This is a genomic window from Anabaena sp. EIM26 (assembly GCF_057568715.1).
Genome location: NZ_CM172472.1, coordinates 3,719,413 through 3,735,565, shown reverse-complemented (window position 1 = coordinate 3,735,565; position 16,153 = coordinate 3,719,413). Strand labels below are relative to the sequence as shown.

The following is a 16,153-nucleotide window of genomic DNA, read 5'->3' as shown; positions in this document are numbered from 1 at the left end:
GAGGTTCGCTGAGGTTAGCGCAGAGGAACACAGAGTAATTTCTTCTTTGTGCCTCTGCGTGAGATTATTTAATGTATTCCGCAAAAAGGATCGCGTTCTTTATCAACTTCGTTGGGTTGTAATTCTAGTTCTGCACTATAAACACATCCTGCTTGTTGGAGACATTCTTGATTGTGTGATGTCCAATAAGGTACAACGCCTGCGTGCATTCTTAATATACCTTGATTATCAAGTGTCACATGATATTGACAGGGGTAGTCTGTGGTGATATCTGGTTTGTTAAGTGAACCAATACGTATCCATTTTTTGGTGTTGGTTTCACTATCTGTTTGATAAATATAGAAGGTGTGTTGTCCACTTTGAGGGAAGGGAGGTAATGGGTTACTAATTACGCCACTTCCTAGTTCATTTACACCATCTTGCAAATAGTGAAATGTTTGCAGAGATTTACTTTCATTTCCATCAACTGCAAATACTAAATGATAGGCATCTGGTTGATCAACTGTTGCTGATTCTAAAACGTTGATGGCAATATCACCATCACTTAAGTCTTTATAGGGATGTTCAATGGCGATATTCCATTTCAATTTACCATCAGTAAATAGGTCTGATGATTCAGAATCATCGGATATTGCTGACTTGATGTCAATACCATTAACATCTATTAAATAATGAGGACTACCTTGACAGAGTAAAACGCCGAATTGCAGGGTTTGGTCTATTTCAAATTGGACTTTAATTTTTTTGAGAAAATCTGGTTCTACCATTCCCAATTTCTCCATTAAAGTTTTACCATCAAAGCTACCCCATAGGCGTAAATCTCCATCTTCATAGTCTTGTCGATAGATAATGTTTGTTAATTGTATACCTTGCCAATGGGTACGAACTTTAGCAATACTTTCCCAAGCTGAAAGTTGATAAAGTTCTTGTCCAGCATTGAATATGGGTAAGAGTTCGTTACTTTGGGTTTTGCGTCTGAAGTTGCAAGGTAGATAATAAAATAGGTTTTTAACATCTATTTCTAGCTGGTTTGCACCTTTTCGCAACAGACTTTTAGATTCTTCAGGATCAAATCTTAATCGACGCAGTTTTTCAGCATAACAAGCACCGGCTGAGGTGGCGAGTTTGGTAAATTCTAAAACGAAGGTAATTCTTTCGGGATTCCAAACAAAATATGGAGATTTACTAAATTCTAGGTAAATTTGTTGCTGTACTAAATCGAGATTACAAGTTTTACCAGAAAGAATTAACCAATCTACTTTTTGGTTAGTTTGAGTATTTAAGCGACTTTCCATCAGTCCTTTAGCAATACCAATGGCTTCTTTAATTGCCGAAATTGCAGTGCGGTCAAATTGCTGACTGTCTAGGGTGAGAGAAATAGCATCAGGAATGATAATTTGGAATTTAACTGCACTTTGGGCTAATAATTCACTAATTTGTTGTTCGGAAAGAGTGAAGGTTAATAAAGAACCATCTCCTGGTGATTTTTGCCCCAATTTCAATTTCGCTGCTTCGGCATGATCCCAAAGGGTGTAAAATGTTTGTAGGCGTTGGGGTGCTTGTTGCCAACGAGTAGGTAATACTTTTTCTGCTGTATCTAAGGCATCTTTGAAAGCAACATCACCTTCAGGATTTTCTTTATCTAGACATTTCAGTAAACTGCCACTTTTAAATTTTCCATCTTCTAAAAAGCGTTCATTTAATTCTGAGTTAATTAAATCTTCTAATTTGTCACTTTCAATGTCACCTATGGTTATAGCTGTGAGCAGAAAATCGGCAATTGCTACTTTTAATAACCGGAATATTCTCAGTGTAATTAACTCACCACCTAATTGTAAATGACCAGAAGAACCTAATAATTTAGGGGTGAGTTTATAGTAACGTCCACCTAAACCCCTATCTTCATTATCAGCAAAAAATGGGGTTTTATCTTCTAATGTCAGTTCAATTAAAGCTAAGTCGGTAGTTCCACCACCAATATCTAAAACTAAAACATTTTGTGACCATTTATTTCTGTCTTGGCGACAACGAGTTTTAAAAGATTCAATTCCTAAATTGAGATTTCCACCAAATTCTCGCCATAAAAAGAATATAGCTACAGATACCGCTTCATCATAAGCAGTTTGGACATCATCAATTCCCAATTCTTGAACTAGTGCTTTCACTTCTTTACGCACTACTGGAGGTGCTACTGTGGGATAGGTGACAACAGCTGTTAATAAATCACCTTCAGAAAATCTCCTTTTAGCCCGTTGACGATAATCTTCAGTTAAGTCAATTAAATGCGCCCAAGCTGCTTGAATTAATTGGTTAACTTGGATGTTTTGTTCTTCACCATTTAGGATCACTGGGAAAGTTCGATTTTGACCAAAGTAGCGTTTGGGTGAGTGGTGAAATCTACTAATAATGTCCTTAACGGAACTAATTGTACCTTGGGCTATGGCTTTTTTTCTATTGTCCCTTGCTTCCCTACCCATTTGCAATTTTAAGGGTTCTATTTGGGATATTTCCATTTCGCTGGGAATTTCTGTATCTCTTCTGTCTATATCTAAGACTACAGGAATCAAATTTTGTGATTCTAAAGTTGGAACGCGGAAAACTTCATGATATATCTGATAAAGTTTTTTGCTAACAGCACGGCGGAATCTATCGCTATTTCCTAAACATAATTCAATTTGGCGAATGGCTTCTAAAAAGAGTTCCTTATTATCACTTTCAAAAATTTCGCTTAACTGTTCTGGTTCAATTTCTAAGTTTTTGCTAATATTAGCAATAAATTTTTCCCACTCACTCGCACCAATATCAGGTAAAGCAGAAGCAGCAGGAGAGTTTAACCACTCTGCTAAACGTTGGCGTAGTCTTAATTCTTGTTCTCTGGGTAAAATTTCGGCAATTGGTACTTCAATAGGGTCAAAAAGTGTAACTGTGGAGTTAGAAGTACCAAAGTCTAAAGCGAACCAACCAGGAAATCTTTTTTGTGATTTCTCATTGAGTTTCTCACTTAATTGTTGACTCAATTTATTTAAATATGTATCTAATTCAAGAGGGTTCATGGGTTTATCTGTTACTGTTGTTGTTTCAAAATTAGGTGAAAACCAAAGATTACAGGAAGCACCTATATTTTTGCGTATAGATAATATGGGGTTTCCTGTAGCATCAGAATCAAAATATTCAACAATAACCTGTAAGGTACAGTTTACTGTTTGGTTTAAAGATTTCTCTAACACATAAGAACATTGACCTAGCTGACATAAGTTAGAGATTTTTTTCGGTGTGGCAGAATCAAAGTGTTTGTAGGTGTTTTGGATTTCTGCTGCTAGTTCTGTGGGACTTCCTCTCACAGTACAAGTAATGCGAGAAATATGAGGAATATTGCTGTTAGTAGCGACTATTTGAATTGCAGGTAAATCCAAAGTTTGGTTTTCTTTTACTCGCAGTTGAAAACGAGGTGGAAGGCTAATTTCCACGGGCATAATTAATTGGTAATTGGTAATTGGTAATTGGTTAGGACTTACGCAAGAACTCTCTGAAACCCTCTTACCTTCGCGTCCTTTGCGCCTTCGTGGTAGCCTGCGGCACGCCCTTCGGTCTACGTTTTTCCATTACTTGTGCGTAAGTGCTATTGGTAATTGGTAATTAATCTCATGTCACAAAGTTTTACAGATATTCATAAGCAACATTTTCATTAATTGTGGCAATATCAGCAAGAATCTGTAACCAGGTGGGAATTGCTAACTCTGGGGGTGAGTCGCTGGCGGCTATATATCTGAGGAGTTCTTCTTTCTTAGATAGGTTTTGTAAACTAGGAATAATTTGGTCTAAAATGCCATCTAATTCGGAATTCACTTGTTGGTTAACTTCGCTGACATACTGAACAAGATGAAGACTGGCACTGGCGGTGATTTCATCTCGCAGACGCAGGACAAAAAGTTGATGATTAGCAGCACGAGATGAGTTTTGGTTTTTCTCTGGGGACCAATCAAATATTTGTCCAATGTTGTGTTTTTCATCTCGTCGCGCCAAGGGAAATATACTTTCTGGAGATATGGCTTTATCTTGGTTGCTGATTTCTACGATAATAGCTTCTTTCCATTGATTAGGGTCACATCCTAAGAGGAGTTTGTAAAATAAATCGGCTGCTTCTAATCCAAATTTTTCTTCAATTATTTGTTCCATTTCTGGGTTGATAATTGATTGTAATTTTTCTCTTTCTAGGACTAATTGATGCGCTAATTTATTCAACAGGTCTACTACTGCTTGACGGATTCTTTCGCGGGCAAAGTTTTCTAATTCTTTAACTGTTTTTTCAAATTCTGGATAAAAGTCATCACTCTTGGTAGGTAAGGAATTATTAACTCTATTTCCTCGGTCAAATAATTTTCCGGCTGCACCTTTTGATTCTGCTAAGGCAATTGTGCCATGATGAGCTTTATTAAATAACAAAGTCCATTGACTCCAATTCAAGATTTTAAAAGTTAGTTCGTCTTTGATGACATCACTAACAACAACTCCCCGCCGATCTTTGAGTGGTTCTTTTCCTAAATCTTTTTGAAAGCTTCTGTAGGTTTTATCTAAGCTTTCAATTCCTAAACGCAATTCAATTAAGGCTGGACTATCTGCTGTGGGTATGCCTTGTTCGTGAATTTCGGCGATGATGTCTTTGAGTTGTTCTTGTTGCTGACGGACAACATCAGCAGCCCTGCGAGTATCTTCATATAATTGCTTTAAACCATGAGTAGTGACATGATTTTGAATCAATTCTCGCAGTTTACTAATACCTCCATCTTGCGCGAAATAACTTAATTGTCTACCTAGTGGATTACGAGGTTCTGTTGTTAATAAGCGTTCGCTTAATTTACCCCATTTTTGTTGTAGTCGTTTAGAACGATCTAAGTAGTCGGGATAATCTAAATTAGCGAGAAATTCCTCTGAACCTGCTTTAACTGTGGTTGAACGTTTTGCTAATTCAGCTAAACCTAATAGTGGTGATAATAAAATGATGCGGTCTTTTTGGGTGGTAAATGCATCTGCACCATCAATGATGGTTTGTAAAACTTTCAGTTTCTGGAAAACTATATCTGTGTGTAAAGGTTGAGAATTGGGGTGATCTTCGATTAAAAAATCGAGTATTCTTTCGCCACCTTCACTGTCTAATGGTAATTGGTCAAAGCGGCCGACACCGACGAGAATTAAGTCTTTTAAGTCTTGTCCTGGCCGTTGCTGCTGCATCATGGTAAAGATTTTGTTGGCGCGATCGCTTCCCGGCGATTTACCATTGAGCAATACCAGGATTGTCTGTACTTGCGCCAATTCTCGCAGAGATAAAAAGGTATCCCTGGCACCAGAGTTCGCTGCACCCAAACCGGGAAAATCTAACAGTACAAACTCTTCAGCCCCGCTGACATCCCAAATTTCCCGCGATATTTTAACTTCAATATCAACACGCCGAATTAAGGGAAAGCTGTTTTGTAATAATTGCGTTTGTAGTCTTTGGGGCGCACTGGGTAAGCGAACGTGTGCCGGCGGTATATCCTCAAATTTGAGAGTTTGGATAGCCATTGGCATTTCTGTGAGTTGTAACCCTTCATGGGCTGTTTCTGCATCAATGTGATAATGGCTACCACACAAAGCCTCACCATAAGCTTGATAAGCCCGCAAAAATAATACTAACTCCCGCAACAGATAGCGTAATTCTAAATTATTTGAACTTTTCCAAGCTTCTTCACACCAACTAGAAATATCTTTTCCTGTCTTGATTTTAGATACTTGTAACGGTGGGAGTCCGGCTGCTGTAGCGCGTCGATTTGCCTCACTTAACATAAAGTGTAAGCACTCATTCACCCCTTCGTTAGACAAATATTCTACAGTATATTCACTAACTTGAGTTGTCGCAAAACCATCTTGAGGTTTAATATGAATAGCAGTGACGTTTCCAGTTGTCGGGTTTTCGCTGACTGGTAAAGCATCTGCATAACCGATTAAACTACCCAGCAGCAAACTTTTACCGCTACTGAATTCACCCATTACGCCGATTTTTACTGGTGAAGCAGCCAGTTCTACTGTCTTCTGTGCAGCCTCTCGCAAGCCCATGAGACAATCATCAAGGCTAGTAGGAATCCAATCTTCTTGTTGGGAAGGACGTTGGGGTACAGAGTCGATTTTACGGAGGATAAATTCACCGTACTCTTTAAACCTGGCCAGTTTGTCTGGTTCCATAGAGTAGTTTCTGCCTGAGTTCATTTTCTGTGAGCGTTATAACACAAAAAATGCCAATAACTACTCTTGATGCAACAAAGGAGACTGGGGAGGATGAGTGAAGATGGGAATATTTATCTTCTTTCTGTCACCTTTTCTTCACACCGTTTAATATGAGAGCGATCGCACTTTCGGTATGTTTCTCTACCATTTCTGGTGTCAAAATGTGGTTCATTTACGTATAAATCCCTGTAAACTAAACCACTTGAAAACTAAAATTAAGACTTGCCCAATTATTCACATCTAAAATGTATGAGTCTGTAGCAGTTCCATGCATTTCTGTTTCATTAGCGTTATGCAAATCTTGCAGTAAGGCTTGGGTAACTTCTAAGGGGTTAACTAAGGGGCTGATTGATTGTTGGTCTGCGGTGGTATATTTAGGGGTTTCTAAGGCTTTTTGAGTTTGTGTGAAGGGAGAAGTACTGATAATTAGTTGGTGTTCACAAAAGAAAGCTCGCATGGGCAACATCCAGCCAGTGGTAGCATCATTTTGTGGTAGCTTCAGGGTTTCTCCTGGGGGAATGACTATTTCTCGCAGGTGGGGTTTTGTGTCAGAACTATCTGTTTCTGGACTAACTTGCCAGGGGTATAATGCGATCGCTTCCGGTGAACCATAGCCAAAGGCACTCCTAGCATTATTTAACCCCAATAAGATTAAATATATCGGGCGATCGCTCAAATTTTTGACTTTGTACTGCATCCGACTACCAACGGGAACGCTAGGAATGGTTGTTCCTGAATTGATGACTGCTTTATTTTTCCCTGATTCCTGAACCTGACTGCGCCATGTTTGCTTTTGTATAATTGTCCGGGGCGATATTGTACTAATAATTTCTAAAGTTACTTTCACAGCCAAGCGGGAAGAACCTTCATTTTCCGTCAATCGCCATAATTTTGCTGCTAAAAGGGTAGAAAATTTTGGTGTTAATCTCTGCACAGCTACTTTCACAGCTTCCCCAATTTCCCCAGCAGTATTGAGAATTGGCTCACCACCAAGAGAAAAAAGACCATAATGGCTAGGAATCTGTGGTAATTTACCAAAAATATAATCAGCGCTTTGTTCTGCTGATGCGATGTTAACCATCCGGGTAATTGAGGCAAAAGCACTAGTTGCGTCTACTCGCTCAATTCTTTCTAACCCAGAATCTAAGGCAACTGTTAAATTAATATTTCGGGGTAATACACGCACCTTTTCCTGTACTAGTTGCCCAATTTGTGGTAGGTTGCTAATTTTTGGGTTAGAAATTTCTGCTTTTGCAATTAGCCCAGTCCGTGAAGGTGTAACACCTGCTTTGAGGGATGATCGCAATATTAGTTGTTCACCAGTTGGTAGAGTGAATCGAGAACCAACACCGTAGTATTCTAGAACTTGGGGAAGTAATCCTCCTAACCATAGCTCAACTGTCTTGCCGTCTTCATCAATAGTATTGACTACTCCTTCAGCGCCAATATTGTTGAGGGGAAAACTATCAGCAATGGCACTAATTTGAGTATTTTTTAGCCCACTTATTAACTCTGGTTGCTGTTCACTTCCCAGTCTGTACATAGAACTGCTGAGATGAGAAAAGAGAATTTGAATTGTTGTTGCTGGTGTGGCTTCCCATAGATATTGGGTTAAAGCATAGGTAAATAACCCCGCACTCCAACCAGAAAATAGTAATTCTCCTGCTTGCTGATTTGGGCTTGAGGTGGCTTTCAACACCATTGCTTGATTAATAGCTGATTTCTGGGTTTGCAGTTGTTTGAGAAACTCCAATTCTGGAAGCGCTAATTGTGTTGCTGGTAATTCTGGACGGGCGCGAATTTGCAAACCTGATGGCTGTAATGTGGTTGGAGTATAGTAACTCGTATCTAAAACTGCGGTGACTTGGTCGGTGGGAAGCGATCGCAATAAAAGTAACAGAGTTTCTTCTAATAAATAGTTGATAAATCTCCGCTCTTGTGGTTGCTTTTCATCAACTGGAATCAGAGCATTCTGCACAGTCTCTGGAAAAGTCCCCAATTTGACACGACTGCCATAACCACTAAAGTGGAAAACAACCACATCACCAGCCTGGGCTTGCTTACCCAAATGATCAACAAAAGCTGCCTCAATGAATTCCCGGCTGGCTTGTTCCTCAGTTAAAGTCAGAATATCCGCAGCAGCAAAGCCACAGCGGTGAATTAACAGTTCCCTTTGCAATTCCACATCAGTCAGACAACCACTAAGCGCAGGACTTTGTGGATATTGATTAATGCCTACTAATAAAGCCAACTTCCGGGGATTAGGTGCTGCCAAAGCTTGGTAATAGCGATTACCCAAAGTCAACCACTCAGCTTCAGTCAGCCCCAATACCGCCAATATTGAGCCAATCCGTTCAAAAAACGCACGCCGTTTCATAATTAGCAGTTAGCCCTCAGCCCATTAGTTAACAGCTTAAAGGGCTGAAGTCTGTAGAGTAAAGTTTCTGACTATACTTTTTTGTTAGTTTCCCATTAATTCTAAGCTAATACTGTGGGAATACTCATTGCCCGTGCTAATTCTGCTGCCACTTCTGGACGAGAGAATTCTGGTGGTGGCAACTCACCACGACGTAGCATTTCCCGGACTTTTGTCCCTGATAGGTGAACCCGTTCCTCTGGTTTGCTAGGACTGGTTTTGGTTGTTGCCATTTGTTTGGTACGTTTGCAGTAGAAAGCGTGTTCAAACATCATTGGCACAATGCCCAATTCTCCAGGCGCAAACTCATCAAATATATACTGAGCATCATAAGTACCGTAGTAGTCACCCACACCGGCATGATCTCGGCCAACTATAAAATGTGTACAGCCGTAATTCTTGCGAACTAAAGCATGGAAAATAGCTTCTCTTGGCCCAGCATAACGCATCGCCGCTGGATTAATAGCTAATATTACTCTATCTAAAGGGTAATAGTGTTCCATCAATATTTCATAGCAACGCATTCGCACATCTGCGGCAATATCGTCTTCTTTGGTTGCGCCTACCAATGGGTGTAAAAATAAACCATCAACTGTTTCTAAAGCGCACTTTTGAATATATTCATGGGCGCGGTGGATAGGGTTACGAGTTTGGAAACCGACAATAGTTTTCCAACCCTTATCTCTAAACATTTGCCGAGAAGCAGCAGGATCAATTTGGTAGCTAGGAAAATGGGGATGGGAATCACGTTGTAATAACCAGATATCGCCAGCCAGATTCACAGAACCTTGGTTATAGACTACCTGCACACCAGGATGTTTGGCATCATCGGTGCGATAGACATTGATAGCCTCGCGTTTTTTGTCGTAGGTATACTTTTCGCCTAGTTCCAAAACCCCAATAAACTCGCCGTTAGGGTTATCCAGACGCACTAAACCACCTATTTGGAGAGGGGCTGCAACTTCTTCTGTCACAGATAGTGTAATTGGGATTGACCAGACAACACCGTTAGCAAGGCGCATTTCTGCTACTGTGCGATCGTAGTCGGCTTGGTTCATGAAACCTGTCAGAGGACTAAAACCACCGATCGCAATCATTTCTAAATCAGAAACAGCGCGATCGTCAAGTGTCACTCGTGGCAAAAAGTCAGCCTTGGAGAGAAATGTTTCTTTTTGTGCCGGTGTAGCAACCCGGTTAACCAACTCTCCACCGTGGGGGGCAATGGCATCTAGATGGTAACTCAACGTAATTTTTCCCTATGTGTTGCGAACTATGTACTAAGTTATCAAACTGTTGGTACAAATAGTTAAATTTATGTGAAATTTTTTCCTTTGCCGGTCGGAAAGGGTGAGTTTGGGAATTGATAACATCATGGCAGTAAATGGCATAAATTGCCATATAATATGATGAAGGGACAAATTAGGGAATTAGTGCCAATGAAAAGTATAAATATATCTCTCCCTGATGCAATGCGGACTTATATAGAAGAGAAAGTCGCAGATGGCGGTTACAGCACTATCAGTGAGTATTTTCGTGAGTTAGTGCGTCAAGACCAAAAGCGTCAAGTGGCTGAACGTTTGGAAAAGATGCTTTTAGAAGGTCTAAATTCTGGGAATGCAACTGAGATGACTTCTGATGATTGGGAAGATATCCGTCAAGCTGTGCGAGAAAAAATCGCCAAGCAGAAAGGGGCAAAACAAGGTTAATCAATCAGGTAAATAAACGACCGCAAGTCATCCGCGACTGAATAAAAAATATGGACATGATTATTCCCATTTCAGGCTTTATTTTTGGTTTTTGGTAAATCTTACAGGGTCTTTGTAATTGTCTCTAACTCGTTTGAATACCCTTTCCTTATTTCCATTTTCTTCCTGTTGTTTGAATATTGTGTTGTTGTCTTCGTGAATATTTGGTATTTCGCGTCGGTACAGATTAAGACGGTTTTCAAGTGGCACGCGTTTGGCATCTCTTACAATTGATATAGGAGATAGATTTAATTTCAAATTAGAAATATACTGAGAAGTCATAACTAGTGTTTTTAGAGGATTTCCTATTTCCTGAAACTCTGTAACACGCTCTCCCGTATCTTTTCTTGATTTACTATATCTTCCCAAAATTTGATTGAAGTAGATGCGAGATATATTGGAAGAAAAATAGAGATTCGTTTCTGCATTTATAAATTGCATAGCATTAATTTGTCTTACATCATCAGCCGTTATTACTGAAATATTATGATTATTTTTTTGCCCAACTTTATAAATTGAGTTGTCGTACAAAAGCAGGCATATTTCTGGTGAAAGTGGTAAAAATATGAGTAATCCCAGACTTGCAATCCCGGTAGTTCCTATCCCGAATTTCTCACAGTACATATTATATTTAAATACTGGATTATCTGATGTGATAAACTCAGTGTTTGGTGCTGCTCTAAATAAATGTATTCCAAGATCATCTAGCCCAAATGCCATCTCTTCTGAATTTTCTAAAGAAACTAGTACGGGTTGAACAAAACCAATTTTAACTTTGCTTAAGTCAACTTCACTATACCTAGAATCTCTAGACAATATCATTTTCGTAAACATATCTATTTTATTGTTTAAATCCTCAGCACATTTACTTGTTCGCATCATCTGGGTTGATATGAACATTAATAAATCATGGTGATCTGAACTACCAATCGTAGGTACAGTATTTATTTGACAAATTTTTTTGACTACAGAAGAAAAAGTTCCTTCTAGAGTTGATAGCAAATTTTCAATTTCGTCAGTTTGACCATAGAATTTTCGTTTGTAGCACTGATCTCTCAAAGATATATCAAGCTTTATTTTACCACTTGGGATATTGTAAAGATTAATTTGTCTAGGATCAGTTTTAGAAAGATCAGAAGAAAAACGCTTGAGGTAAAACTTAGGTACATAGTGATGTTTACGTTTATTCATGTTTGAAAATATTGAATGTAGAAATAGTATGGTGTCTTACTACTTCTAAATTCTTAATCAGTGATTATACTACCATAAAGACTTGTTTTGCAGTTAATTGCAAGTTGAGAAAATTGAGGAAACAAGTAGATCGTTATTTTGAAACAATCGCTTTTGATACTCATCCCCTACTAACGTACAAATAGTAATAGTTGGCTGTTTAGGTTTACCAATATATTCTCTTCCACCAATGCCTAAATAATCTACAATCCAATATTCAGATATCCCCAATAGGGCGTAATCTTCAACTTTACGGGCGTAGTCGTTTTGCCAATTTGTACTCACGACTTCTGCAATTAGTTTAATTGATTTTCCTGATGTAATTACGGGTTCTTGTTGCCATAATGGTTCATTAATTAGTTGTGTTTGGTCTAACACAATCACATCGGGACGAAAGGCTGTATCTGTTCCCAATAGTTTGATTAAGCAACGATGGGGAATAAAATATGGTAAGTCCTGATGATCAATTTCTACATTCAGTTTTCGCCCAATTAAAGATGATACTTGCTCATGGGGTCCTGTTGCTTCCATCTCGATTAATTCCCCATCAATGAGTTCATAATTATCAATATCACCGTACTGAGTAATGAATTCATTAACTGTGATCAGTTTTAGGGCTGACTGTACCATTATTATTTTTCCTCATGATTAGCTAAATCTTGGGAATTAAGCTGATAAAGCTTTAAGAAAGTATAATCAGGGCGGGCAAGATGCCCACCCCACAAGAGTTTTAGTTATAGTTTATAAGCAAGTTAAATGTCCAACAGCTTAACTAAAACTGTTCAATTATTCCCCCACCCAATACCTTATCCCCGTCATACCAAACCGCAGCTTGTCCAGGGGTAATGCTGAATTGAGGTTCATCAAATACCAAACGCACGCGGGAATCTTCCAAAGGAATTACTGTCACGGGTACAGGTGCGGAACGATAACGAATTTGCACTTCTGCACGAATGGGGGTTGCTGGTTCAGCAATGGAAACCCAATTGACTCGATTTACTGTACATTCTGCATCAGTTCCCTTGGTGCGATCGCCTACAACAACACGATTATTTACAGCATCTAGTTCGATTACATATAAAGCATCCGGTGCAGCAATCCCCAAACCCTTACGTTGTCCGATTGTGTAATGATGTACTCCATCATGCTGTCCCAAAATTTTACCAGTAGTATCAACAATATTTCCCGGTTTAGGCGCTAGATATTTATCCAAAAATGCCCGCATGGAACCGTTGCTTTCTACTAAGCATAAATCTTGACTTTCTGGTTTATCGGCGGTTTTTAAGTTGTATTCAGCCGCCATGCGTCGGGTGTCGGTTTTGTTGAGTTCACCCAAAGGAAAGATAGAACAGCTTAGTAAATCTTGAGACAAATCATAGAGAAAGTAAGATTGGTCTTTGTTGCGGTCAACTGCGCGTAACAATTGGTAACGCCCGGTGGTATCATCGTAGCGAATTTGAGCATAATGACCAGTAGCAATTCTGTTACATTCCAATTGCTCACGGGCATATTTTACCATCGGCCCAAATTTCACTGTCTTGTTACATTGGGAACAAGGCAACGGCGTAATTCCCACACTGTAACCAGTGACTAGGAAATCAACAATTTCTGTTTGAAAGACATCCCGAATATCGACAACTTCATGGGGAACGCCCAATTGTTCACAAATTTGAGCCGCGTCGATCATTCCTTCAGAGCAACATTGCCCTTTGCCTTTCATGAGCCAAAGAGTCAAACCGATTACATCATAGCCCTGATTGTGTAGAATAGCGGCAGCGACAGAACTATCAACGCCACCTGAAAGACCAACGACGACTTTTTTCATAATCCTAAAATCTTTTTAGGTTCAGTAGCTGCTAAGTTTGCAGCCCAATGGTAAATTACATTTTTCAAAAGTTGACTCCTGGTACTGGTAGAGGTTTTTCTGACCAGAAAAACACCGGAGTAGTAAGACTGTTCAATTGTAGCACACATCCCTGAAAAGCCTTGATAGTCAAGCACTTCGGTTTTGATGATCTTTAAATTTCCTGAATCGGCAATTGCTTGATTAAAATGGCTGGTAGAAATTTTTATTTTGCGATCGCTAGTTAAAAAATATGCCTACTTTAAAAACAAGTCAATTTACTCCTGTACCCATACTTTCCTTATTGGTGGGTGGATGCTTGGTGCTAACTTATCAATATAGCCCAGCACAGGCTGAAATCCCCAACAATGGTTTTTTGATAGCACAGACAGCATCGCCTTTGACCCAAGTTCTCATTAGTCAGCAATCGTCATTACCGCAATTACAACCGATGGAACCAGTGGAGTTTTATCAACCTAATCCAAACTCTCAGCCTTCTTCATCCACACAAATTAGTCAATATGGTGAAAATTTTGAGCGGTATTTTGTCTATGTTGATGGCGATAACTCTCAAACATTACAACGAGTCCGTCAGATTGAGAACAGCGCTTATATTCGACAGTATAATGGGCGTAATATTATCCAAGCTGGTGTTTTTAGCAAACCGTTTAATGCTCAACAGCGCGTCAGAGAACTAGAATTAAACGGTATAAATGGCGCTCGTGTTGTTAACTTCTCAAACACACAAGAACAGGTAGTTCCCTACTATGTTGGTAGCGAGATATCCTATTCTAGCTCAACCAATGTTAATAACCCTAGTTCCAGTGTTAATCGGCAACAGTCTAATTTTTACTATGCGATCGTTCCCAGCAGCTATAATAATCTGCGCTACCTGAAAGACCAAATTCAGCAGAGAATAGGTAGAAATAGCAGTGTTTTCATGAGAACTCAGCCACGAGGAGCGCATATAGCTGTAGGGCCTTTTGCAGAACGTTCAGAAGCAGAACAATGGAATAATTATCTGCGAAATTTAGGTTACGGTAATACCAGAGTTTACTATGGAAAATAATTCGTAATTAAAAATCAGGGCTTTCCCTGTTCCCTATTCCCTGTTCCCTTCTTCTAATGACTAAAGAACAAGTTATCGTTACTGCTGACCAAATGCGGGATATTGAAGGGCGGATATTTGCCGCTGGTATGCCTGTGGCAGCTTTAATGGAAAAAGTAGCAGGATTGATTAGCGATCGCTTAAAGGCTATTATTCCCCAAGGACAGCGTGTGGGAATTTTAGCCGGGCCTGGTCATAATGGTGGTGATGCTTTAGTTGTAGCTCGTGAATTACATTTTCGTGGGTATCAAGTTTGGATTTATCAGCCTTTTACTAAACTCAAAGAATTAACTTCTCAACATTTTCAATATGCTCAAAGTTTGGGAATTCCTTGTTATCAAGAACTTGAAGAATTACCAAGCTGTGATTTTTTAGTTGATGGGCTATTTGGTTTTGGTTTAGAAAGAGAAATTACCGAACCCATCGCTTCGGCAATTAGTCATTTCAATGAATGGAATCAGCCGATTTTTAGTATTGATTTACCTTCAGGTTTACATACAGATACAGGTGAGGTTTTAGGATCTGCAATTCGGGCAAATCACACCTTTTGCTTGGGTTTATGGAAACAAGGTTTGTTCCAAGACCAAGCATTAGCATATATTGGCAAAGCTGAATTAATAGATTTTGATATTCCCCTATCAGATATCCATGCTGTTTTGGGAGATGTAATTAAAGTAAAACGCATCACTGCAAAAACGGCACTTGCAACTTTACCTTTACCCCGTCCCCCAGTTACACACAAATACAAAGAAGGACATTTATTATTAATTTGTGGTTCAAGACGGTACGCGGGGGGAGCAATTTTAACTGGTTTGGGTGCGCGTGCTTCTGGTGTGGGGATGTTATCTATTGCTGTACCTGAATCTATTAAACCTTTGTTGGTTTCCCATTTGCCCGAAGCTTTAATTATCGGTTGTCCAGAAACGGCAACGGGTGCGATCGCTCAGTTACAATTACCAGATAATACCGATTTGAGTTCATTTAGTATAATTGCTTGTGGCCCTGGCTTAACTAAAGATGCCATGCCGATAGTACAACAAGTAATTGCTAGTGAAGTTCCTTTAATTCTCGATGCTGATGCTTTAAATATCTTGGCACAATTAGGAACCATCCCCACTTTACAACAACGTCAAGCCGCAACCGTACTCACACCCCATACAGGTGAATTTCATCGCTTATTTCCTGATATTCCCTACACCGACAGAGTGAATGCAGTGCAGACATCAGCCGAACAAACTGGGGCTGTAATACTTTTAAAAGGGGCAAGAACAGCCATATCTAACCCCCAAGGTGTCGTTTGGATCAATTCTGAAAGTACACCAGCTTTAGCCCGTGGTGGTAGCGGTGATGTCTTGACAGGGTTAATGGGTGGACTATTGGCGCAAGTCGCAAATAAACAAACTAATATTGAAGATGTTGTTGCAACTGCGGCTTGGTGGCATTCTCAAGCGGGAATTTTAGCAGCAGCAGAAAGGACAGAATTAGGTGTTGATGCTTTTACTTTGACACAGTATTTAATCAAAGTTCTGCTGGTTTGGAATCAGGCATAATTT

9 protein-coding genes and 1 pseudogene are annotated in these 16,153 nt (G+C 39.5%); 3 read left to right on the top strand and 7 right to left on the bottom strand.

What is annotated here, in order from left to right; translation table 11 throughout:
• Positions 1–68 precede the first annotated feature (68 nt).
• The 4 genes from AC012T_RS16235 to sat form a co-directional block, all read right to left on the bottom strand.
• Positions 69–3,473 carry a molecular chaperone gene (locus tag AC012T_RS16235; protein WP_487059822.1) on the bottom strand — a complete coding sequence of 1,135 codons (3,405 nt, stop codon included), beginning with the start codon at positions 3,471–3,473 and terminating at the stop codon, positions 69–71.
• A gap of 184 nt (positions 3,474–3,657) precedes the next feature.
• Positions 3,658–6,216, bottom strand: coding sequence for a dynamin family protein (locus AC012T_RS16230; RefSeq protein ID WP_487059821.1), 2,559 nt, complete (start codon positions 6,214–6,216; stop codon positions 3,658–3,660).
• 235 nt (positions 6,217–6,451) lie between these two features.
• Entirely contained in the window at positions 6,452–8,635 is a 2,184-nt protein-coding gene (locus AC012T_RS16225) for a caspase family protein (RefSeq protein WP_487059820.1), read from the bottom strand.
• A 101-nt stretch (positions 8,636–8,736) separates the two neighbouring features.
• Positions 8,737–9,918 carry a sulfate adenylyltransferase gene (gene sat / locus AC012T_RS16220; protein WP_487059819.1) on the bottom strand — a complete coding sequence of 394 codons (1,182 nt, stop codon included), beginning with the start codon at positions 9,916–9,918 and terminating at the stop codon, positions 8,737–8,739.
• Positions 9,919–10,110: 192 nt separating this feature from the next.
• On the opposite strand from sat, the gene AC012T_RS16215 reads away from it, so the two are divergent.
• The gene (locus AC012T_RS16215) at positions 10,111–10,380 is read left to right on the top strand and encodes a type II toxin-antitoxin system ParD family antitoxin (RefSeq protein WP_487059818.1); all 270 of its coding nucleotides are present in this window, start codon (positions 10,111–10,113) and stop codon (positions 10,378–10,380) included.
• A 78-nt stretch (positions 10,381–10,458) separates the two neighbouring features.
• Here the strand turns inward: AC012T_RS16215 and AC012T_RS16210 are convergent, their stop codons facing one another.
• The 3 genes and pseudogenes from AC012T_RS16210 to mnmA all read right to left on the bottom strand — a co-directional run bounded on the left by AC012T_RS16210 (position 10,459) and on the right by mnmA (position 13,474).
• Complete coding sequence (locus AC012T_RS16210; RefSeq protein ID WP_487059817.1) at positions 10,459–11,610, bottom strand: DUF4238 domain-containing protein; 1,152 nt, start codon at positions 11,608–11,610, stop codon at positions 10,459–10,461.
• A 64-nt stretch (positions 11,611–11,674) separates the two neighbouring features.
• Positions 11,675–12,279, bottom strand: a pseudogene (locus tag AC012T_RS16205) (Uma2 family endonuclease).
• A gap of 142 nt (positions 12,280–12,421) precedes the next feature.
• On the bottom strand, positions 12,422–13,474 hold the full coding sequence (gene mnmA / locus AC012T_RS16200) for a tRNA 2-thiouridine(34) synthase MnmA (RefSeq protein ID WP_487059816.1): 1,053 nt from the start codon (positions 13,472–13,474) through the stop codon (positions 12,422–12,424).
• Between the two features lie 271 nt (positions 13,475–13,745).
• Between mnmA and AC012T_RS16195 the strand changes: the two genes are divergently transcribed.
• Both AC012T_RS16195 and AC012T_RS16190 read left to right on the top strand, forming a co-directional pair.
• On the top strand, positions 13,746–14,561 hold the full coding sequence (locus AC012T_RS16195) for a hypothetical protein (RefSeq protein WP_487059815.1): 816 nt from the start codon (positions 13,746–13,748) through the stop codon (positions 14,559–14,561).
• 56 nt (positions 14,562–14,617) lie between these two features.
• Positions 14,618–16,150 (top strand): NAD(P)H-hydrate dehydratase, encoded by a 1,533-nt coding sequence (locus AC012T_RS16190; RefSeq protein ID WP_487059814.1) that lies wholly within the window; start codon positions 14,618–14,620, stop codon positions 16,148–16,150.
• Positions 16,151–16,153 lie beyond the last annotated feature (3 nt).

What these genes read in the sequence shown, in the direction of transcription:
- AC012T_RS16235 (WP_487059822.1), bottom strand. Translation starts at nt 3,473, where the DNA reads ATGCCCGTGGAAATTAGCCTTCCACCTCGTTTTCAACTGCGAGTAAAA.
- AC012T_RS16230 (WP_487059821.1), bottom strand. Translation starts at nt 6,216, where the DNA reads ATGGAACCAGACAAACTGGCCAGGTTTAAAGAGTACGGTGAATTTATC.
- AC012T_RS16225 (WP_487059820.1), bottom strand. Translation starts at nt 8,635, where the DNA reads ATGAAACGGCGTGCGTTTTTTGAACGGATTGGCTCAATATTGGCGGTA.
- AC012T_RS16215 (WP_487059818.1), top strand. Translation starts at nt 10,111, where the DNA reads ATGAAAAGTATAAATATATCTCTCCCTGATGCAATGCGGACTTATATA.
- AC012T_RS16210 (WP_487059817.1), bottom strand. Translation starts at nt 11,610, where the DNA reads ATGAATAAACGTAAACATCACTATGTACCTAAGTTTTACCTCAAGCGT.
- mnmA (WP_487059816.1), bottom strand. Translation starts at nt 13,474, where the DNA reads ATGAAAAAAGTCGTCGTTGGTCTTTCAGGTGGCGTTGATAGTTCTGTC.
- AC012T_RS16195 (WP_487059815.1), top strand. Translation starts at nt 13,746, where the DNA reads ATGCCTACTTTAAAAACAAGTCAATTTACTCCTGTACCCATACTTTCC.
- AC012T_RS16190 (WP_487059814.1), top strand. Translation starts at nt 14,618, where the DNA reads ATGACTAAAGAACAAGTTATCGTTACTGCTGACCAAATGCGGGATATT.